This window comes from Halochromatium salexigens, assembly GCF_016653295.1.
Classification (GTDB): Bacteria; Pseudomonadota; Gammaproteobacteria; order Chromatiales; family Chromatiaceae; genus Lamprobacter; species Lamprobacter salexigens.
This window is the reverse complement of sequence record NZ_NHSF01000023.1, coordinates 1-20,850: the sequence shown is the minus strand read 5'-3', so window position 1 is coordinate 20,850 and position 20,850 is coordinate 1. Positions and strand designations below refer to the sequence as shown.

At 60.9% G+C, this 20,850-nt stretch carries 22 protein-coding genes; 11 read left to right on the top strand and 11 right to left on the bottom strand.

The features are described from left to right. The first annotated feature begins 10 nt into the window (after positions 1–10). Together fliQ and fliR are read left to right on the top strand one after the other, a co-directional pair. Positions 11–280 (top strand): flagellar biosynthesis protein FliQ, encoded by a 270-nt coding sequence (gene fliQ / locus CCR82_RS04390; RefSeq protein ID WP_201244197.1) that lies wholly within the window; start codon positions 11–13, stop codon positions 278–280. An 18-nt stretch (positions 281–298) separates the two neighbouring features. Beyond that, positions 299–1,087 (top strand): flagellar biosynthetic protein FliR, encoded by a 789-nt coding sequence (fliR, locus tag CCR82_RS04385; protein WP_201244196.1) that lies wholly within the window; start codon positions 299–301, stop codon positions 1,085–1,087. Between the two features lie 66 nt (positions 1,088–1,153). Here fliR and flgL read toward each other — a convergent pair whose 3' ends face one another. The 11 genes from flgL to flgB form a co-directional block, all read right to left on the bottom strand. Continuing rightward, positions 1,154–2,989, bottom strand: a complete 1,836-nt coding sequence (gene flgL, locus CCR82_RS04380) for a flagellar hook-associated protein FlgL (RefSeq protein WP_201244195.1) — start codon at positions 2,987–2,989, stop codon at positions 1,154–1,156. Between the two features lie 20 nt (positions 2,990–3,009). After that, positions 3,010–5,028 (bottom strand): flagellar hook-associated protein FlgK, encoded by a 2,019-nt coding sequence (flgK, locus tag CCR82_RS04375; protein ID WP_201244194.1) that lies wholly within the window; start codon positions 5,026–5,028, stop codon positions 3,010–3,012. 95 nt (positions 5,029–5,123) lie between these two features. Beyond that, positions 5,124–6,431 carry a flagellar assembly peptidoglycan hydrolase FlgJ gene (gene flgJ, locus CCR82_RS04370; protein WP_201244193.1) on the bottom strand — a complete coding sequence of 436 codons (1,308 nt, stop codon included), beginning with the start codon at positions 6,429–6,431 and terminating at the stop codon, positions 5,124–5,126. Continuing rightward, positions 6,431–7,654, bottom strand: a complete 1,224-nt coding sequence (locus CCR82_RS04365) for a flagellar basal body P-ring protein FlgI (RefSeq protein ID WP_207190918.1) — start codon at positions 7,652–7,654, stop codon at positions 6,431–6,433. The genes flgJ and CCR82_RS04365 overlap by 1 nt, the downstream gene beginning before the upstream one ends. Positions 7,655–7,712: 58 nt before the next feature. Continuing rightward, positions 7,713–8,405: a flagellar basal body L-ring protein FlgH gene (locus tag CCR82_RS04360; RefSeq protein WP_201244192.1), complete on the bottom strand. Its 693-nt coding sequence runs from the start codon at positions 8,403–8,405 to the stop codon at positions 7,713–7,715. 13 nt (positions 8,406–8,418) lie between these two features. Continuing rightward, positions 8,419–9,201, bottom strand: coding sequence for a flagellar basal-body rod protein FlgG (gene flgG / locus CCR82_RS04355; RefSeq protein WP_201244191.1), 783 nt, complete (start codon positions 9,199–9,201; stop codon positions 8,419–8,421). A 33-nt stretch (positions 9,202–9,234) separates the two neighbouring features. Beyond that, entirely contained in the window at positions 9,235–9,993 is a 759-nt protein-coding gene (locus CCR82_RS04350) for a flagellar basal-body rod protein FlgF (RefSeq protein ID WP_201244190.1), read from the bottom strand. Positions 9,994–9,999: 6 nt separating this feature from the next. Beyond that, the gene (gene flgE / locus CCR82_RS04345) at positions 10,000–11,355 is read right to left on the bottom strand and encodes a flagellar hook protein FlgE (protein WP_201244189.1); all 1,356 of its coding nucleotides are present in this window, start codon (positions 11,353–11,355) and stop codon (positions 10,000–10,002) included. Between the two features lie 45 nt (positions 11,356–11,400). After that, the gene (locus CCR82_RS04340; protein WP_201244188.1) at positions 11,401–12,105 is read right to left on the bottom strand and encodes a flagellar hook assembly protein FlgD; all 705 of its coding nucleotides are present in this window, start codon (positions 12,103–12,105) and stop codon (positions 11,401–11,403) included. Between the two features lie 4 nt (positions 12,106–12,109). Further along, the gene (flgC, locus tag CCR82_RS04335) at positions 12,110–12,520 is read right to left on the bottom strand and encodes a flagellar basal body rod protein FlgC (protein WP_201244187.1); all 411 of its coding nucleotides are present in this window, start codon (positions 12,518–12,520) and stop codon (positions 12,110–12,112) included. A 33-nt stretch (positions 12,521–12,553) separates the two neighbouring features. Further along, positions 12,554–12,979 (bottom strand): flagellar basal body rod protein FlgB, encoded by a 426-nt coding sequence (gene flgB / locus CCR82_RS04330; RefSeq protein WP_242513247.1) that lies wholly within the window; start codon positions 12,977–12,979, stop codon positions 12,554–12,556. 180 nt (positions 12,980–13,159) lie between these two features. On the opposite strand from flgB, the gene flgA reads away from it, so the two are divergent. The 9 genes from flgA (at position 13,160) to CCR82_RS04285 (ending at position 20,699) form a co-directional block, all read left to right on the top strand. Further along, entirely contained in the window at positions 13,160–13,798 is a 639-nt protein-coding gene (gene flgA, locus CCR82_RS04325) for a flagellar basal body P-ring formation chaperone FlgA (protein ID WP_201244185.1), read from the top strand. Between the two features lie 94 nt (positions 13,799–13,892). Further along, positions 13,893–14,168 (top strand): flagellar biosynthesis anti-sigma factor FlgM, encoded by a 276-nt coding sequence (gene flgM / locus CCR82_RS04320; protein WP_201244184.1) that lies wholly within the window; start codon positions 13,893–13,895, stop codon positions 14,166–14,168. Between the two features lie 16 nt (positions 14,169–14,184). Continuing rightward, complete coding sequence (locus tag CCR82_RS04315; protein WP_201244183.1) at positions 14,185–14,634, top strand: flagellar protein FlgN; 450 nt, start codon at positions 14,185–14,187, stop codon at positions 14,632–14,634. Between the two features lie 227 nt (positions 14,635–14,861). After that, positions 14,862–15,653 carry a CheR family methyltransferase gene (locus CCR82_RS04310; RefSeq protein WP_242513249.1) on the top strand — a complete coding sequence of 264 codons (792 nt, stop codon included), beginning with the start codon at positions 14,862–14,864 and terminating at the stop codon, positions 15,651–15,653. A 100-nt stretch (positions 15,654–15,753) separates the two neighbouring features. Then, positions 15,754–16,815, top strand: coding sequence for a protein-glutamate methylesterase/protein-glutamine glutaminase (gene cheB / locus CCR82_RS04305; protein ID WP_201244181.1), 1,062 nt, complete (start codon positions 15,754–15,756; stop codon positions 16,813–16,815). 59 nt (positions 16,816–16,874) lie between these two features. Then, a complete protein-coding gene (locus CCR82_RS18875; RefSeq protein WP_276570530.1) occupies positions 16,875–18,572 on the top strand; it encodes a methyl-accepting chemotaxis protein in 1,698 nt (565 codons plus the stop codon). A gap of 24 nt (positions 18,573–18,596) precedes the next feature. Next, positions 18,597–18,986, top strand: a complete 390-nt coding sequence (gene cheY, locus CCR82_RS04295; RefSeq protein ID WP_201244180.1) for a chemotaxis response regulator CheY — start codon at positions 18,597–18,599, stop codon at positions 18,984–18,986. 40 nt (positions 18,987–19,026) lie between these two features. After that, the gene (cheZ, locus tag CCR82_RS04290; RefSeq protein ID WP_201244179.1) at positions 19,027–19,713 is read left to right on the top strand and encodes a protein phosphatase CheZ; all 687 of its coding nucleotides are present in this window, start codon (positions 19,027–19,029) and stop codon (positions 19,711–19,713) included. A gap of 125 nt (positions 19,714–19,838) precedes the next feature. After that, complete coding sequence (locus CCR82_RS04285; RefSeq protein WP_201244178.1) at positions 19,839–20,699, top strand: flagellar type III secretion system protein FlhB; 861 nt, start codon at positions 19,839–19,841, stop codon at positions 20,697–20,699. Positions 20,700–20,850 lie beyond the last annotated feature (151 nt).

Below are 20,850 nucleotides of genomic sequence, written 5' to 3'. Positions count from 1 at the left end.
GCCTCTGCCCATGGCACCCGAGGAAGTGATGAACCTGTCTTATCAGGGCATGCGTGTCGCGTTGTTCCTCGCCGGCCCCGTGCTCTTATCAGCACTGATCACGGGCCTGCTGATCAGCCTGTTCCAGGCCGCGACCCAGATCAACGAGATGACACTGACCTTTATTCCCAAGGTCTTGGCGATCTTCGCCGTCTTGGTGCTGGCAGGCCCCTGGCTGTTACAGGTCATCACCACCTTCACGCGAAAGCTGTTCACCGAGATACCACTCATAGCCGCTTGAAGCAGACTCCGCGCGACCATGATCGAGGTCAGCTTTGATCAACTGCAGGGCTGGTTGGTAGCCTTTCTCTGGCCGTTCACGCGCATTACCGCCTTTCTTGCCGTGTCCCCGCTCTGGGGGCATTCCAGCGTTCCCAATCAGGTGAAGGTCGGACTCGCGGCGCTTGTGTCGGTGGCGATTGCGCCAGCCTTGCCGCCGCTCCCGGACGTGCCCATCATGTCCTGGGCCGGGTTCGGTATCATAGCCGAGCAAATCATCATCGGCCTGTCCATGGGCGTGATCATGCAGTTCACCTTCGGCGTGGTCCAGGCCACGGGCGTCTTCATCGGCCTGCAGATGGGTCTGGCCTTCGCCACCTTCTTCGACCCGGCCAGCGGCACCGACATGGTGGTGCTCTCGCGCATCCTCTTTATCATCGCGTTGCTGATGTTCCTGGCCCTGAATGGGCATCTCATCATGCTCGAGATTCTCGCCACCAGTTTTCAGACGCTGCCCATTGGCCTCGGTGGCTTCAACCGGAACGCCTTCGAGATGGTGGCACGCTACAGTGGCGTCGTCTTCACCAGCGGCACCTTGCTGGCTTTGCCGGTCATTGCCCCACTGCTCATCATCAACCTAGCGCTCGGTGTTCTCAACCGATCCGCGCCACAGCTCACCGTGTTTGCGATCGGTTTTCCGACCAAGCTGATCGGTGGAATCGTACTGATAATGGTGATGATGAACCACTTGGGGCCCTTCCTGGAACGGCTCTTCGCCCATGCATTGAGCGTGCAGCAGCAAATGCTGCAACTGCTCGCCCCGCTCTGACTGGCAGCCTGGCTGAATTCAGGGCTCGCTTAGAACTCGAGCCCTTAACCTGAGCCTGAGCCGGCTTCAGCGCATGAAATCGAACAGGGACATGCCCTGGATATCCACGAATGCCCGCTGTGAGGCCTGCAGGCCGACCTGACGCAGGCTGTACTCGGTCACCGCCTCGCCATAGTCGAGATCGACCAGATCGGACATCTTCTGATCGAAGTTCAGCATGCGGTTGCTGCTGACGGTGTCGATCAAATCCAGCTCGTTGAGGCGCGCACCGACCGAGGCCCGTCGGGTGAGGATGTTATCGAGGCTGTTATCGAACTCGCGCATCGCCGTGTTGATGGTGTTGGTGATTTGGGCGCGGTTCATGGGTGAGCCCTCGCGATCGAGTTCCAGGATGTCGATGGCATCCTTGAAGGTCTTGAACAGATCCTGATTCGCAGCGGGGTCGTCGGCTGGGCGGAGTTGGATTTGGTCGCCGATCGCGGGCTCGCCCTCGAGACCGATCGTGATGCCGCCGAAGTTCAGCGCCTCACCGGATTCATAGTCCTTGGGGCCGAGGAGTTCTGTGGCGTCTTTCGTGAAAGTTGCAGAGTTAGGCGTTCCAGCACTTGTCAACTCAAAGGTGAAATCGCTCGGCAGATCCTCGGCGAAATTGATGACCAAATCAGAGCCATTGCCACTCGCACTCTTATCGTAAACGCTTAAGATCTCATCCGTTCCTTCCAGTGCTGAGATGAGTTCTTCAGGAGTCGCAAAAGTACCCGCGCTAAATCCGGTCAAAGGCCCTCCGGCAGATACAGTTACATTTCCATCGGCGAGCAAACTACTGGCATCGAAGCCCTCAACTTTCACGGCTGTCACTTGGATCGCATTCGTGAAAGCGGCAGTCTCATTAGGCGTGGCATTCGTATCTGTGAGCGCGAAAGTGAAATCCTCTGGCACATCGTCTGCAAAAGTGACGACCAGTTCGGAACCGTCAACCGCATCACTTCTATCAACCACGCTAACAATCTCAGTCGTCCCCTCGAGAGCACTGATGAGAGCGCTAGAATCCGTAGGATCAAAATTACCACCAGTAAAACCTGTCAATTCCCCCTCTGAAACCTCAATATTATTACCGCCAGCGAGCAACGCACTGGCGTCTACCACGCGCTGTTCAAATTTCAGCGTGAATGCTTCGCCAAAATCTGGGTTGCTGGAATCAACCCGGTTCGGGCCGGAGAAGGTGACCGTGCCCTCATTGCGCATGTAACTGGATTGGGTGCCGAGGGCAATCGAGGCCGAATCAGGGCCAATTTTCTCAGCGCGCCCCACATAGTTGGTCCCACCCGCAACACTCTGGAAGAGCGTCCTGCCATTGTCGGTGATGGGCATCAGCCGTTCGGCATCGACGCGCTGCTCACGCACCTGGTCATCGCCCCGGTAATCGATGCGCGCAATGCCGGGACCATCCGTATTGCGGAAATAAGGCGGCGCTTCATCCTGATAGCCACCGAACATATAATGGTTGTTACCATCGGTCGAATTGGCCTGGCCGATCAGGGTCTCGTACAAACCGCGCAGCTCGGAGGCAATCGACTGGCGATCCGAATCGTTCAGGGTTTCACTGGCGGCCTGGACCAACAGCGTTTTACCTCTAATGATCAGATCGCTGGAACTGCTCAGAACGCTTTCGGTCTGGGACAACGCATTCCGGGCGCTGACGCGGGAGTCGGTATTCTGTTGCGTGGCCGTTTGGGCTTGCGACACCCGTACCGCACGCGAAGCGTCTTGCGGATCATCGGCGGGCGTGACGACGCGCCGGCCGGTGGCAATCTGCTGACCGACGCGGAGGAATTCGCTCTGCTGGCGATTCATCGAGGCCATGCTCTGCTCGAACATGGTGACGGTGCTGATGCGCATCATGGTGGGATCGCCCTCTTGAATCAGTTACGCAGGCCGAGGATGGTATCGATCAGGGTCGAGGCGGTATCGATCACCCGGGCATTGGCGGCATAATATTGTTGGAAGCGAATCAGATTCGCGGCTTCCTCGTCGAGGTTGACGCCGGATTCGGACTGCTGCAGCGCTTCGAGCTGTTCGGTGATGCCCATGCTTGCATCCAGGTTCACCTGGACGATGTTGGTGCGGTTGCCGACGTCCGAGACCATGCCGGCATAGGCTTGAGTCAAGGTCGCGCGACCACCCACCAGTTCTTCAGTCTGCAAGTTCTGCAGGGCCAGCGCGTTGCGGTTATCGCCGGGGCCGGAAGCTGCTTCCTCGAGTCTTAAGGTAGTATCGGGATCGCCTGTCTTTGGCAAGCCATCGATTCTAAAACTGACGCTGTCGACGGTGATGACGTCGCCTGCACTAAGCGTGGCATCGGTACCTGCAACATCACTGTCTTGAACAACGCCGCTATCAACTGCGCGCGTCTCACCATTCACCTGAACTTCACTTGGAACCGTCAAAGAGGCAGGAGGGGCACCAGTAAATGAAAGCTCACCCGCCTCGGAAAGCGACAGCTCATAGGCCGATGCACCGGCGGCACTGGCATCGGCGAAAGCCCCATCGGCGGCCGTGAAGACCTCAGCCTCCATATCACCACTGCTAGTCACAAACAGGCCGGCAGCGACCTTGTCCAAATCGCTGATCACCGTCTCCATGCCACTGCCAGCGCGGCGCACCGGCTGGACCTCGAAGCGGTCGTTTTCCGCAAGGTTATTGGCATCATCGAAGGTCAAGACAACGCCACCGAAACTCAGTGTCGCATCAGTTCCACCGTTATCATCGTAGGTCAGCGCACTCGTATCCAGGGCCTGGCCGGTGTCTTTACGGATCACCGTAAAGTCCGATGCCCCACCAGGAACAGCTGCGGTGTCCACCCGCACCTCATAATCCGTCGCCCGCAACTGAGCAACATTGGGCTCATCGAAGCGCGCCTCGATGATCTCCGCCGTGCCACTATTGCGATCGTTAGAAAAGGTCACAGGCTGACCAATGTTGAAGAAGTCTCCGCCTTGATCGCCGTTGAGGTCACGCCCTAAGCGATGCTGATCGTTGAAGGCAATCACCGTCGAAGCAGCCAACTGGCCGATCTGATTCTGGGTCTTGTCCAGAGTCTCGCTGCGGAAGCTCATGAGCCCCCCAAGGGTGCCGCCGGTGATCAAGCCCTCATCTAACGGAATAGGGTCGCTGTCGGGCCGAGCCCCTTCATAGGCAATGACAGTGCGTCGCGGATCAGTGGGTGAATCGATGGCGAAGAGTTTGGTGGCAGAATTACCCGTCACCAGTTGCTGGCCATTCGGCAGACTGACGTTGTAGGTCTTGCCGTCCTGGATATTGAGCCGCACATCCATGCGTTCGTTGATCTGTTCGATAACATGATCACGCTGATTGAGCAGGCCGTTGGGTTCTTGGCCGCTACTGGCGCGTGAGCGGGAAATCTCTTTGTTGAGTCCAGCGAGCTGCTCGGTAAGATTATTGACTTGGGTGACTTCGTCGCGGACCTGGCTATTGACGCCTTCTTGCATGTCCTGCAGATAGCCATCGAAGGCGCGAAACTGCGAGGTCATGATGTCCGCAGTGCCGAGCATGCCCTGGCGCGAGGCCGGATCGGCCGGACCCGAGGCCAGATCCTCAATGCTGGAGAAGAAATTCTGCATCAGCGGCGAGAGCCCAGCCTCGCGGTCGGCGAGCAGATTGTTGATCTGGCTGACCTCTTTTTGGTAAGCCTCTAGACTGCGGGTATTGCTGAGGGAGTCGTTGAGCTGATCGGCGACGAACTGATTGAACTGGCGCTGGATCTCGTCAACTTGCACGCCGCGGCTGGTGGTATTCTCACTGAGAATGGTCACTTCTCGATTGTAGCCGGGCGTGTAGACGTTGCTGATGTTGTTGCTGGTGGTATTCAGCGCGTTCTGAGCCGCGTTGAGGCCACTGAGCCCGATGGAATAGATGCTCATGTCTGTTTGTTTCCGTCAGCGAAGTCTCTAACTTGTTTGATAGACGCTTTATCGGCAGGCGAGCAACAATCTTTAGGGTCGTCGGCCGCCTTTGCTCAGTACCGTTGAAACAGCGAGGCGTCGCCCGCTCTGGCCATCACTGGCCCGAGATTGTCCATGATGGTGATCAGCTTATTGGCATAGGCAGGGTCGGTGGCATAACCCCCGGCCTGCAGCGCACGGGCCGCTTGCTCGGGGTTTTGCGCGGCGCTAACCTCAGCATAGCGCGGACTGGTGCTGATCAGGCGGGCATAGTCGGTGAAGGCCTCCTCGAAGGAGGCATACACCCGGAAATGATCGGTGACGCGGGTGCGTTCTCCGGCCAGATATTCGTGGGTGACGATCTCGGTAGTCGGCCCGCTCCAGCGGCTGCCGGCCTTGATGCCGAACAGGTTATGGCTGTTACCACCCTCAGCGGTAATGATCTGATGCCGGCCCCAGCCGGTCTCGAGCGCCGCCTGCGCGAGGATCAGCTCGGCCGGCACACCAGTCTTGCGACTGGCGGCCTGAGCTGGCGCCGCAAGCTGCTCACGGAAGGCCTGGACATGCGGCAGCGGGCCCTCACTGGCGGCACTCGTTGCGCCGACGGATCGGGGCGGCTGACCACCCGGCGCATTGCCCCAGGCCCCCAATAAGCCGCCGGCGGAAGGCTCCCAGCCGTCGGTGACGCGCCCGGTTGTTGCCTTCCAACCCGCGCGCAGGCCGCCCGTCGCGCGCTCCTCGTGTTCACCGAGCAGAGACCCCGTTGAGCGCCCACCCCAGGCGTCCAGGAAGCTGGCCGGAGGGGGCTCCTGTTCTGCATCGTTCGCTGCCGCCGTTGCAGTTGCCGTCGATGCCGACGCAGCGGCAGCCGCCTCAAGCTCCGCTGGACTCAAGCGAGGCGTTTCGACCAATCGAGGAGTCCCGCGCGGGATACCGGCGATCAGTTCAGTCGGGTCCGAAGCCGAAGCCAGCGCTGGCTTGCCGTCGGCATCGCCCACAGCATTGTCTGCATCGCTCGATGGCCCGCGAGCGTTTGCAGCAGCGTCAGCCCCAGCGGTATCAACACGACCAGCCCCACCGTACCGACCCGACTCGAACTGCTCGACCAGGAGATCGGCGAGACCGACACCGCGCTCGGCCATGGTCTGGGCCCATTGGTGATCGAGCAGCGACTGGTAGAACTCGGTGTGGCGGCTATCGGTGAGACCACTGCTGGGCACGGTGGCGCGCATGCTCTTGATCATCTGGTGCAGAAACAGGGCCTCGAACTGCTGCGCCGCCGCCCGCGTCGCCTCCGGGGTCTGCTCGCGTGCCCCCTGCTGCAGCCGTTGCAGCCCCTGCAGATCGAGCGCGAACTGGCCCTCGGCACCATCCAGGCGCATCAGAGGATCTCCAGATCAGCGCGTAGCGAGCCGGCCGCTTTCAGCGCTTCGAGAATCGCCATCAGATCCTGAGGCGTCGCGCCCAGGGCGTTGAGCGCGCTCACCACCTCGCTCAAATCAGCCCCGCCCACCAGGCGCAAGAAGCTATCCTGCTGCTCGATGGTAATTTCTGTATCGGGCACGACCACGGTCTCGCCGCCACTGAAGGGCGGCGGCTGACTGACCTCGAATTGGGTGTCGATGATGATCGACAGATTGCCATGCGCGACCGCCGCACGGCGCAGGGTGACGGCGCTGTTCATCACCACCGAACCCGTGCGTGCATTCAGCACCACCCGAGCGGGAGCCTCGGTGGGCGTGACCTGGATACTCTCGACGCGCGCCAAAAATCCAACCCGCGTGTGATCGGTCGGCGGGCCATTGAGTTCGATCACCCGGCCATTGACGCCCTTGGCCATGATGCAGCCGAACTCCTCGTTGATGGCATCGACGACGCGCTGCGCGGTGCCAAAATCGGCCTCCTTGAGGACCAGTTCGAGCAGGCCATCGCGGGCGCCGAGATCGACCGGCACACCTTCCTCGACGAGGGCACCGCCGGGGATGCGTCCGGCCGCGAGCTGATTGACCTGCACCGCCGCCCCGCCCCCTTCGGCACCAGCCCCCGGCACCAGCAGGTTGCCTTGGGCGATGGCGTAGATCTCGCCATCGGCGCCCTTGAGTGGCGTCATCAGCAGCGTACCACCGCGCAGGCTGCGCGCATTGCCGACCGAGGCGACATTGACGTCGAGCCGCTGCCCAGGACGCGAAAACGGCGGTAGATCGGCGGTGACCATGACCGCCGCGATGTTGCGCAACTGCATGTTGGTGCCCGGCGGCACCGTGATGCCCAGTTGCGAGAGCATGTTGGTCAGGCTCTGGCCGGTGAACGGCGCCTGCATGGTCTGATCGCCGCTGTTATCCAGGCCGACCACCAAGCCATAGCCCACCAAAGGGTTGTCGCGCACGCCGGCGAAATACGCCAGCTCGCCGATGCGCTCGGCGGAGGCTGGGATCGGCAGCGCGAGGGCACTGACGAGCACCAGCAACAGGCCGCTCAGCAGTCCACTAATCGGTCGCTGTCGCTGGTAGGCAGCGCGCTGGCGGACATGCTGGCGTGCTGGATGGCTCGCTTGCGGGCGGCGCCGAGCGGGATGCGGACGAGGCGTGTGGACAGTGATCGCCATGGATTTCATCAACCGACTGATTTCAGGCTGAATGCCAAACCGAGGCTCCAAGCCAGCCCTAGAAGGGCGACACATTGAGGAAGAAACGCTGCAACCAGCCCATGTGTTGGACTTCGTTGATGTAGCCGTCGCCGACATACTCGATCCGGGCATCGGCCACGGTGTTCGAGGGCACGGTGTTCTGCCCGCTGATGGTGCGCGGATTGACCACCCCGGAGAAGCGGATGAACTCCACCCCCTGATTGATCGCGATCTGCTTCTCACCACGCACCCGCAGGTTGCCGTTGGGCATCACCTCATTGACCGTGACGGTGATGGTGCCCGTAAAGCTGTTGCTGGCGCTGGAATCACCGCCGCCGCTGAAATCGTTCTCACCGGAGGCTTCGATGTTGAAGCCAAGATCCTCCAGCTCCGAGATGCGCTCCACGAGCGGGAGCGGCAACTGCGCCAGATCGAGACCGGTGGAACCCTCGCGCGAGGCGCTGGATTCGGCGGCCTTGGTGGCGCTGACCTCCTCATCGAGCACGATGGTGAGGATATCGCCCGGCATGCGTGGGCGGCGATCCTCGAACAGCGGACGAATACCGCGCTGGCGCTGATAGATCGAGCCGTTCGCGACCCGCGGCGGCGGATCCTCGACCAGGATGCGCTCCTGCTCGCCCACCACCGACGGCCGTGGCATCTGCGCGCAACCGCTCAGCACCGCGAGCAGCGGCAGCAGCCAAACGAGGGCAACCAGGCGAGGGCTCATACCATGCAGAGGCTTAAAGTTGTGCCAGGCGGGCCAGCATCTCGTCGCTGGTCTGCACCGCGCGGCTGTTGATCTCATAGGCGCGCTGGGTCTGGATCATGTTCACCATCTCCTCGACCACATTGACGTTGGAGGTTTCGATGTAGCAATACATCAAACGGCCGGTGCCATTGAGGCCTGGGAGGTTCTCGTTGGGCGGGCCGGAAGAAGCCGTTTCCTGGTACAGATTGCCGCCCATACTTTGCAGCCCAGTGGGATTGATGAAGGTCGCGAGCGTGATCTGACCAACTTGCTGGGGATCGGGATTGCCGGGCACATCGACGGTGACGATGCCATCCTCACCAATCGTGATTTCGAGCGCATTGTCCGGAATGAAGATCGCGGGTTCGAGCGGAAGCCCGTTGGCCGTCACCATCTGACCGTTCTCATTGAGCTGAAAGCTCCCGTCACGAGTGTAGGCGATGGTGCCATCTGGCCTCAGGATCTGGAAAAATCCCTTGCCTTGGATCGCCATATCACGGGTATTCCCGGTCTTCTCCAAGTTGCCTTGCGTATGCAGGCGCTCGGTGGCCACCGGACGCACGCCAACGCCGACCTGCATCCCCGAGGGCAAACGATCCTGCGCGTTATTCAGGGCGCCGGGCTGGCGCAGGTTCTGGTAGAGCAGATCCTCGAACACCGCGCGCGAGCGTTTGAAGCCATTGGTGCTGACATTGGCGAGGTTATTGGTGATGACATCCAGATTGAACTGCTGGCCTTCAAGACCGGTCTTGGCTGTCCAGAGCGATCGGATCATGATACGGATTCCTCGGGTGTACGGAGCCGGCGCCTAGCCCTGCAGCGACAGCAGGCTATTGGCGCGTTGGGCATTCTCGTCGGTGGTGCTGATCATCGACAGTTGCATTTCATAATGGCGGGCGGCATCGATCATCGCCGTCATGGCCTCGACGGCACTCACATTGCTGCCCTCCAGACTGCCAACGACCAGCCGCAGATCCTCGTCCTGCCCGAGCACAGCTACCTCGCCATCCTCGTCCTCGGGCGGGCGAAACAGGCCATCCTCGCCCCGGATCAGGGTCTGCTCACCGGGATCGACCAACTTGACCCGACCGACATCGGCGATCGCCTCCGGCCCCTCACCCGGCCCGATGGCGCTCAGGGTGCCATCGGAGCCGATCACCACCTGCGAGTCCAGCGGGACGATGATGGGCCCGTTGTCACCAACCACGGGGCGTCCGACCACTACCACCACGCCGTTGGCATCGATCTGCAGATCGCCGCGCCGGGTATAGGCCTCGGTACCGTCATCGGCCTGCACGGCGAGCCAGCCATCTTGCTCGATGAGCACATCGAGCGGCCGCCCCGTGGTGCTGATCGGGCCAGGGCTGAAATCGCTACCGGGGCTCGAGGCGACGGTCGAGGCGCGCGTGTGCAACGGCGCCTCGCCCTGAACCGGCACCGCGCGCGCCGCATAGAGCTGGGCGCGGAAGCCGGCCGTGGTGACATTGGCCAGGTTTTGGCTAACCAACGCTTGGCGATCCATGCCCTGCTTGGCGCCGCTCATCGCGGTGTAGAGGATGCGGTCCATGAGTGATTAGAGGTTGATGATGGTCTGCAACAGTTCGTCCTGCGTGCTGATCGAGGTCGAGTTGGCCTGATAGGAGCGCTGCGAGATGATCATGTTGACCAGTTCGGTCGCGAGATCGACATTTGAACCCTCGAGCGTCTGGCCCTCGATGGAGCCAAAAACGCCGGTACCGGCAACGCCGATGTTAGGTTCACCTGAGGCCCTTGTCTGCCGCCAAGCATTGTCGCCATCCCGAGACAATCCCTCGGGGTTGATGAAATTGGTCAGCACGATCTGGCCCGCAGCACGGCGTTCTTCATTGCTGAAGATGCGCATGACCGTGCCATCATCCTCGACCTCAATACCGATCAGTGCGCCGGGCGCAAATCCATCTTGAGTCAGGTTGTTTTGGACTGAATTGCTGTTGAACTGGGTGGTTCCGGCCAGATCGAGATCAAACACGAGGGGTTCTGCACCGCCAAGGTCGTAATCAGCCACAGCAAATGTTAGGCCAACTTGACCCTCAGCGAGAGACCCATCCGCAGGAGCTCCAGCAACGCCACCTTCATCCTCAATAGCAGGACCACCAGCACCATCCACTTCCACATCCAATTCGCCATCCGCAGTAAAGTTCAACTGAAAATCAGGGTCGTCACCCGCCGCCCAACCAGTTTTTCTACCATCTAAAGCAACTGTCGCAGTCCATGTATTATCAGCCGTCTTCTCGTAGTATGTCGTGACAGTTCGCTCATTACCAAGCGAATCAAAAGTCGTAAAACTCGTCGAATAATGGAACTCGACTTGTTGTAGATCAGAAGGATCACCTAGGGCAGCTGTCTCAAGATCTGCAGTCTGGAGATCTTGACCCGCGATCGTGGAAGAATCCAAATTATAGATTGCGCTCGCTTGAGTCGTAGCGTTAGCCCCAAGAGCATCTGGCGGAATCTGTATACGCTGTGGCGCCCCGCCACCGGCAAGCGCAGAGAATGGATCGTTCGGATCAGTCAATCCAAACCCCGTCAAAAACTGCCCGGTTGCGTTGACAAGATATCCATTCGCATCCTGATTGAATTGACCATTGCGAGAATAGACGATCTCACCATTGGACTTCTCCATACGATAAAAGCCCCGACCCGCGATCGCTAGATCCAGACCCCGGCCGGTATTTTCCAAAGCCCCGGCGGAGAAGTCCTGCTGGATATCGACCACGCGAACACCTAAGCCCGCCTGCCCCCCGCAGCCAGTGCAGCCGGCGAAAATATCAGCGAAAGCGGTTCGCGAGGATTTGAAGCCAACGGTTTGCGAGTTGGCGATATTATCACTAATGACCCGGATGTTTTCGCCCTGCGAGCGCAGGCCACTAAGCGCTTGTGAGAAGCTCATCGAGATGTTCTCCCTATGATGGGTTTCGGAATCAAGAGATCCGGTTTAGAGGATTTGGCGGATATCGTCGAGACCCACCTGACCATAGATGGCGCCAAGGTCAAGCTTGACATTGCCATCCTGGTCTTGCGGCGTCACCCCGCCTACTTGGGCATAATTCAGGGTCTCGGTGTTGAGGCTTTCCTCGTCGGCATCGATCGCCTCAAACGTTACGCTATAGGCGCCAGGCGCGGCTACCTCACCCTCGGCGGTCATTCCGTCCCAATTGAAGGAGCTGACGCCCGCATCGACCGCGCCTAGATCGAGCTGACTGACGACTCGTCCACCAGCATCCGTGATCGTGGCCTGGACATTCTCAGCCGGCTCATCCAGTTCGATACCAAACGGCGTGGTGAAGACCTCGCCCTCCTCATCCTGCTCGAGCAGCACCCGATCACCCGGCACCATCACGCCCTTACCAACCAAAGCGCTGGCCTGCAAGGCTTGGTTGGCGTCGATCTGGCCGGTGATAAGCTTGAGGGTGTCATTCAACTGCTCGATCCCGCTGACCGTGTTGATCTGCGCGATCTGCGAGGTCATCTCGGCGTTTTCGAGCGGATTGAGCGGGTCTTGATTCTGCAGCTGCGTCGTCAGCAGGCGCAGGAAACTCTCGCGCAGCTCATCGGACTGGCTTTGGCTCAGCGGTAGACTGCTGCCACCGGCGCCGCCGGCGGCACGGGCCACGGCCGTGTTGTCGATCTCATCGAACATAGGGTTAACCCTCTCCGATCGTCAGTGTCTTCATCATGATCTGCTTGCTGGTGTTCACCACCTCGACATTCGCCTCATAGGAGCGCGAGGCCGAGATCATGTTGACCATCTCGTGCACGGGCTCGACGTTGGGCATGCGCACATAGCCTTGCTCGTCGGCGAGCGGGTTGTCCGGGCGATATTCGAGGCGAAACGGCGCTGGATCATCCCGCACCTCGCGCACGCGCACGCCGCCGATGCCTCGGGTCTGATCGCTTGCCTGGCTCTCGAAGAAGACCTGCTTGGCGCGATAGGGCTCACCATCCGGCGTGGTGATACTGTTGGCATTGGCCAGGTTACTCGCCGTCACGTTCATGCGCTGTGACTGGGCTTGCATCGCCGAGCCGGCGATCTCGAAGATGGAGAATAGTGACATGGTTCGGTCTTCCTGAACCCGAAAGTGATTCGTTTACTCGGGCTGCATGGCGCCCTTGAGCCCCTGGATGCGGCCGGTGGTGAGGTTGAGCCCAACCTGATAGCGCATCGCGTTATCGAGGAACTGCGTGCGCTCCTGCTCCATCTCGACCGTGTTGCCGTCGAGGCTCGGCTGCGCGGGCATGCGATAGAGGAGCGACTCGTCCAGCGGCGAGCGCAGCGGTGGGCCCTGGCCCGGGATATGGCGAACCGAGGTGCGCTGGAGCGCAAGGCCCTCGGTGCGCTCGCGGCGGCCGCGCTCGAGCGCCTTCTCCAGCTCGCTGCCGAAGTCGAAGTCGCGCGCGAGGTAATTGGGGGTGTCGGCGTTGGCGATGTTGCTAGCCAGCACTTCGTGGCGTTCTTGGCGTAACGCCAGCGCCTGCTGGCTAAAATTGAGGGCGTTTGCGAGCTGATCGATCATCCGCATCCTCTGGCGAGTGGCACCGTCGATGAAGTAGTGTAAGAGTATAGTGCGCTAGGTGCTAGCGCAAAGGAGCAAACAACTTCGCTTTCCGTGATTACTTCAGCATTTTTCTCGACCGTGCGCCCCGTTGGGCCTGTTGCTGTGGGACAGCTTATCCTGTTTTTGCTGGTGCTACCGATGTCGATCGCGACACCCGTGCGCGCCGATGAGGCCATGTTACAGGCTGTCCAAGCGTTCCTGCACGAGCAAGCGAGTCAGCAGGGCGAGGACTTGGTGATCGAACTCACCCCGCCCGCGGCCAAGCTCCCCCCTTGCCGATCGCCAGAGCCCTTTCTGCCTGGGCGTTCGCGCTCGCTCGAAGGGCGTCTCTCGGTCGGCGTGCGCTGCGGTGAGCAAGGCCGTCAAGTGCGCTATCTGCAGGCCGAGATCAGTCGCTATGGCGATTATCCAGTGCTCGAGCAGGAGCTGGCGCCCGGCACCTTGGTCACCGCGGAGATGCTGACGCAACGCCAGGGCAACCTGAGCGATCTCCCGCGTGACTCCGTGCTCGAGCCCGAGTCGATCATTGGTCAGGTCGCCCGACGCACGGTCCGGGCCGGGGTTCCCTTGCAGCATCGCCAATTCCGCGCCAAGCTGCTGGTGAAACGGGGGCAGCAGGTCGTGGTCGAGGCGCGTGGGAAGCATTTTCGCGTCGCCCGTGAAGGCGAGGCGCTGGACTCCGGGGGACTCGGCGAGCGCGTGCGGGTCCGGTTCGCTACGCGCGAGTTGATCGATGCCACGGTAGTGGGCAAGGCCAGACTTGCGGTCGACTTCTGACCTCAACTTCTTCCTAGTTTGCGCATCTTAGCGTTAAAGTTCCCTCATGACAGGCCGATAATTGAGTTTAAGCACCGGGCATGAGGCAAGCACCTTGAAGATTGACATCCACCATCCACTATATCCTGTTAACCAACCCTCACAAGAGTCTCCGAAAAAGGTTGAGGGGCCGGCGCGGGGGAACACCGGAAACACCGATCCCGCCGTTCAGACGCATCTCCAGCGCGAGAGCGCGGCCACCGATCAGGACATCGACCTCGCCAGCGTTGAAGCAATTCGCGAGGCGATTCGAGAAGGTCGTTTAGACATCCGCGCCGATCGCATCGCGGACGGGCTCATCGCCAGCGTTCGCGATCTCCTCGAACGCTAGACAACTAGGTAGAACAATGGGTCTTGCAACACTGCTCGGCACGCAACGTGACGGCCTCCAGCGCTTGACGCTGCTGTTGGAACAGGAGTGCGAGGCACTGACGGCTGGCAATATCGATGGCGAATGGCTGCAGCGCATCGCTGCCGACAAGCAAGCGCTGTTGGAGCAGCTCGAGCGCAGCGAGCAGCAACGCCGCGAGATGCAGGCCGAGCACGGCTATGCCGAGGGCGACGCCGGCGCGCGACAAGCGGCGCGCGACGCGGATTGCCTCGACGATTGGGAAGCTGTGCGCGCTGCCAGCGAGAGCGCCGCCCGACGCAATGAGCTTGCGGGCTCGATGCTGTGGATGCGCCTCAAGCATAACCAACGCATGCTCGATGTGATCCATGCGGTCTCGGAAAAGACGCTGTACGACACGCAAGGCCGCACTGGCCCACGCTCTGGGCGTCTCAAGGTCTCGGCCTAAACGCGCGCTCGATCGCTCACCGACCGAACCACCCTCGTTGCTGTTTGGCCTATGCAGAAACCGGCCGCAGCGATAAGCTGTCCCGATTGCCCGTGCGTCGAGCCCACGACGGGCCAGATTAGCGAGGGGACGAAAGGATGGGGGGAAGTTTGAACGATATCGCGCAGCAGCCGGTCGCCCCGGCCAGTGGTTGGTCCTCTTATGGATCGGTCGATCGAGATCTCGAGCTGACCGATGCCGACTTCAGACGCATCCGCGAGCTGATCCATCAACGCGCCGGCATCGTCCTCGCCGAGCACAAGCGCGAGATGGTCTATAGTCGTTTAGCCAAACGGCTGCGCCATTACGGGCTGACGCGCTTCAGCGACTATCTCGCGCGCTTGGAGCGACGCCCCGACGCCAAGGAATGGGAAGCCTTCACCAACGCCCTGACGACCAACCTCACCGCCTTCTTCCGGGAGGCGCACCATTTCCCGCAGTTGGCCAAGCACGTGCAAGACCGCGCCGGCGCGGTGCGTGTCTGGTGCGCGGCCGCCTCGACGGGCGAGGAGCCCTACTCCATCGCCATCACCCTCAGCGAGACCCTCGGGCCGCGCGCCGCAGACGCGAAGGTGCTCGCCACCGACATCGACACCGAGGCCCTGGCCAAAGCACGCGCGGGTATCTATCCCATCGAGCAGGTGCATAAGATGGATGAAGCGCGGATCAAACGCTACTTCCAGCGCGGTACCGGGGGCCAAGTCGGATTGGCTCGCGTGCGCCCTGAACTGCGTCACATGGTCGAATTCGAGGTGCTCAATCTGCTCGCCCCGGGGTGGTCGATCAAAGGACCATTCGATGCCATTTTCTGTCGTAACACCATGATCTATTTTGACAAATCGACCCAGGCCCGGATCCTCGAGCGATTCGCGCCCCTGCTCAAACCGGATGGCTTGCTGTTTGCCGGCCATTCCGAGAATTTCTCCTATATCAGCCAGGCCTTCCGGCTGCGTGGCCAAACCATCTATACCCTGGCTTGATATCAGGGAACACCAGGTGCGTCCATTGAAGACCATCATGTGCCGAGTCCGGGTGTGCGCCGGCCGGCCCTATCCAACCATGAGGTAGAGGAGACCGGCCTTGAGTTCAGCCCGGATAAAGGTCCTTTGCGTCGATGACTCGGCGCTGATTCGCGACCTGCTCACTGAGATCATCGGCAGCCAGCCGGATATGGAGGTCGTGGCCGTGGCCTCAGACCCGATCATGGCGCGGGATCTGATCAAGCAACACAATCCTGATGTGCTGACGCTGGACGTCGAGATGCCGCGCATGGATGGCCTCGACTTCCTCGAGCGGCTGATGCGTCTGCGTCCCATGCCAGTGCTCATGGTCTCGTCACTGACCCAGGCCGGCTCGGAAGTCACGATGCGCGCGCTCGAGCTGGGCGCGCTGGATTTCGTCGCCAAACCCTCGCTCGGCATCCGCCGTGGCATGCTGAGCTATACCGAAGAGATCTCGGAAAAGATCCGCGCCGCTGCGCAGTCACGTCCGCGCCAGGCACTGCATCACCACCAACCGCCAGCGGCGCGCCTCAAGGCGCCCATCATCTCCAGCGAGAAGCTGCTCATCATCGGCGCCTCGACGGGCGGCACCGAGGCCATCCGCCGGGTCTTGGAGCCCTTGCCCGCCACCAGCCCGGGCGTCCTGATCACTCAGCACATGCCGGGTGGCTTCACGCGCTCGTTCGCTGAACGGCTCGACCGGCTCAGCCAGATCGCGGTGAAGGAGGCCGAAGACGGCGAGCGCGTGCTTCCGGGCCATGCCTACATCGCCCCCGGCGGGCAGCATCTCAAATTGGCTCGCAGTGGCGCCAACTATATCGCCAAGCTCGATGAGGGCCCGCCGGTGAACCGGCATCGCCCCTCCGTGGATGTACTCTTTCATTCCGCCGCGCAGCATGCCGGGCGGAATGCCATTGGCGTCATCCTCACCGGGATGGGCAGGGATGGGGCCGCCGGCTTGCTGGAGATGCGCAACGCTGGTGCGCCCACCATCGCCCAGGACGAGGCCAGCAGCGTGGTCTTTGGCATGCCACGCGAGGCGATTGCGCTGGGTGGAGCCAGCGAGGTGGTGGCGCTCGAAGCCATCGCGCCGCGACTCATGGAACTCGCCGCCGCCTCTGGCCGCGCGCAGCGGGTTTGAGTCCCTCTGGGACTCGGCTCGACGACACACACTCAGGAGGGCCCCCTATGTTCACACAGATGAAAATCGCAACGCAGCTTAGCCTTCTGGTGGGTGTCTTCGCCGCCGCGCTGATCGCGCTCGGGGTGCTGGGGCTGTACGGACAAAACGCCGCCGTGCAAGGACTCAACACCGTCTACGAGGACCGCGTGATTCCGCTGCGGCAGCTCGAGTCCATCGTCGAGCACTATGCGATCAATATCGTCGATACCTCGCACAAGGTCAGCGACGGCATGCTCGGTTGGTCGCAGGGCCGGGAGAATCTGTCCACGGCGCTCACCGAGATCAACTCAGCTTGGGAGGCCTATCTAGACACCAAGCTGGTGCCCGAAGAACGCCGTCTGGTCGATGAGATCAAGCCATTGATGACGACGGCGGAACCCGCCCTTGCCAAGCTGCGGGAGATCCTGCAACGCCAGGATAGCGACGCGCTCGAACGGTTCTTGAGCGAGACCCTCTACCAGGTCATCGACCCTATCTCCGAGGGCTTTAGTGCTCTGATGGATGTGCAACTCGAGGTCGCCAAGGCCACCTATCAGCAAGCCTCACGCCAGTATCTGAACAACCGCACCATCATCATTGTCGCCCTGGTGGTGGTGCTGCTCGGCGGCATCCTGTTGGCTTGGTTCATCATCGCCGGGATCAACCGCCGGTTAGGGGCGGAGCCCTATCAGGTGGCCGAGATCGCCAATCAGGTCGCCAATCAGGATCTGAGCCTGGAGATCCACACCAAGTCCAGCGACAGCAGCAGCGTACTCGTGGCGATGAAACGCATGGTAGCGCAACTGGCGAGCGTGATTGGCGAGGTTCGCCAGAGCGGTCAGGCCATTCATGGCGGCGCAAGCGAGATTGCCACCGGCAACGCGGATCTCTCCTCGCGCACCGAGGAGCAGGCCTCGGCGCTGGCACAGACCGCCTCGAGCATGGAAGAGCTGACCGCCACCGTGAAGCAAAACGCCGACAATGCGCGCCAGGCCAGTGGCCTCGCCCTGGAGGCGTCTTCCACCGCGGAGCGCGGGGGCGAGGTCGTGGGCCAAGTCGTCGAGACCATGCATGGGATCTCAGACAGCTCTCAGCAGATCGCCGAGATTACCAATGTGATTGATTCCATCGCCTTCCAAACCAACATCTTGGCGCTTAACGCATCCGTGGAGGCAGCGCGCGCGGGCGAACAGGGCCGCGGTTTTGCCGTGGTCGCTGGAGAAGTACGCAACCTGGCCAGCCGCAGCGCCGACGCGGCCAAAGAAATCAAGGCACTGATCGAAGGCACCGTCTCCAAGATTCAGGACGGCTCCTCGCTCGCCGAGCGCGCCGGGGCCACCATGGAAGAAGTGGTTGGGGCCGTGCGCCGTGTCACTGATATCATGGACGAGATTTCGGCGGCTTCCCAAGAGCAGAGCCAGGGGATCGATCAGGTCAGCCAGGCCGTGGGCCAGATGGATCAGGTGACCCAGCAGAATGCGGCGCTGGTTCAGCAGGCCTCGGCGGCGGCCGCCTCCCTCGAGGAACAGGCGGACCGCATGGAAAAAGCGATCTCGACATTCCGTCTGAGCAAGACAGCGCAGAGCACCCATGCGTTGCTCGCCGGCGGAAATCACTCTCGCTCCAGCCACGGCCCACCTCCGGCCGCACTGCCTCAGTCCGCCCAGTTGGAAGCCCCACGCAAGCGGGAACAGGAGCAGGCGACGGCGACCGAAGACGAGTGGGAAGCATTTTAACAACGCGTTAACAGGGGACTCTCGATGGTAGACAAGAATATTAGCTTCCTGGTGGTGGATGACTTCCCGACCATGCGGCGCATCGTGCGTAGCCTTCTCAAGGAGCTTGGCTTCACGAATGTCGAAGAGGCTGAGGACGGTCAGGATGCCCTGAACAAACTGAAGGCCGACAAGTTCGACTTCGTGGTGGCCGACTGGAACATGCCCAACCTCGACGGGATGGAGATGCTCAAACAGATCCGTGCCGACGACGGGCTCAAGCATCTACCGGTGCTGATGGTCACCGCCGAGGCGAAAAAGGAAAACATCATTGCCGCCGCCCAGGCGGGCGCGAGCGGTTATGTGGTCAAACCGTTCACAGCGGCCACCCTCGACGAGAAACTGAACAAGATCTTCGAGAAACTGGGCTGGTGACCGCCGAGCGACAACAGCCTAGTATGATAGGAGATACATGATGACCTCGACCGTAAAGCCCGAGGCGGATCAGCAAAACCTCGAGCAGCTGATCAACCGTATCGGACATCTGACGCGCATGCTGCGCGACAACATGCGCGAACTCGGGCTCGACAAGGAGATCGAGAAGGCCGCCGAAGCTATTCCCGACGCGCGCGACCGACTCAATTATGTCGCCAACATGACCGAACAGGCGGCGAATCGCGCACTGAATGCCATCGACCGAGCACAGCCGTTGCAGGAGGCACTCAGCGCCCGTGCCAAGACCCTCGACGCACGCTGGGGCGAATGGTTCGCCGAGCCCAAAGAACTCGACGAGGCGCGCGAACTGGTCCAGGAGACGCGCACTTTTCTCGGCGAGGTGCCGGAGAAGACCGAAGCGACCAACAAGGAATTGCTCGAGATCATGATGGCTCAGGACTTCCAGGACCTGACTGGCCAGGTGATCAAGAAGATGATGGAAGTCATCCACGAGATCGAGAATCAGCTGGTCCAGGTGCTCATCGATAACGTCCCCGAGGGACAGGCGCGCGATCAGATGCAGCGCCGTGCTGATGATAAACGCGAGTCGGAGACCCGCCAACGCGACGAGGGCCTGCTCAACGGCCCACAGATCAACCCCGAGGCCAGCGATATTGTCGGCAATCAAGACCAAGTCGACTCATTGCTAGACGAGCTTGGCTTCTAAGTCAGACGAGAGGGCTCGACACTTTTTTTGCCTGAATCGTCTAAATTGCGGCACCAGTCACTATCCCTCTGGCCACTACTCGCGCACAATGGTGCTGATTCCCACCGTGTGTTCCGTGAGCGGCCATGGCCGAAGACCAGAGCAGCGATCAAGAAAAAACCGAAGAACCCACCCCGCGACGCCTAGAGAAGGCGCGCGAAGAAGGCCAGGTTCCCCGCTCCCGTGAGCTGACCACCTTCGTGATGCTGCTGGCCGGTGTCGCGGGTTTTTGGTTGGGGGGCGAGCTGATCTACGATCAGCTGGGCCTGATCATGGAGCAAGCGTTCCTGTTCGAGCGGCGAGAAATATTCGAGGTGCCGCCGATGCTGGTCAAGGCGACCGATCTCGTCGAGCGCAGCCTGTTCACCATGATGCCGTTGTTTCTCTTGCTCGCGGTGGTGGCACTGGCCTCGCCGGCCTTGCTCGGGGGGTGGTTGATCTCGGGCAAATCGCTCCAGCCGCAGTTGTCCAAGCTCAACCCGCTGAAGGGGCTTAAGCGCATGCTGGGCGTTCAGGCATTGGTCGAACTCGCCAAGGCGATTGCCAAATCGCTTTTGGTCGGCGGCGTCGCGGTGGCGTTCCTGGTCGCCAATCGCGGCGTCTACATGGATCTGATGGGTCAGCCGATCCAACAGGCGCTGGCCAAAACCTTGCAGCTGGCCGCCATGGGGACCGGCTTGATGGTACTGACCTTGCTGATCGTGATCCTGATCGATGTTCCCTATCAGCTCTGGAGCCATACCAAGAAATTGCGGATGTCCAAGGATGAGATTAAACGCGAGCACAAGGAGTCGGAGGGCGACCCCCAGGTCAAGGCGCGCATTCGCCAGCAGCAGCAAGCCATGGCCCGTGGTCGCATGATGAGCAAGGTGCCGGAGGCGGACGTCATCATCACCAACCCTGAACACTATGCCGTCAGCAATTCCCGACGAAAAATAATCTCTTAAGAAACTGATGCTTACCTGTTGCGTCCAAGCAACAATCGCCAGGTTTTGGCACGTTTGTTAGCCTACATGATCAGCGAGATATGAAGGTCATCTTCGAGTAATCATTAAAGCATGTGATGATGATGTTTCAACACCCACAGCCACTGTCGAC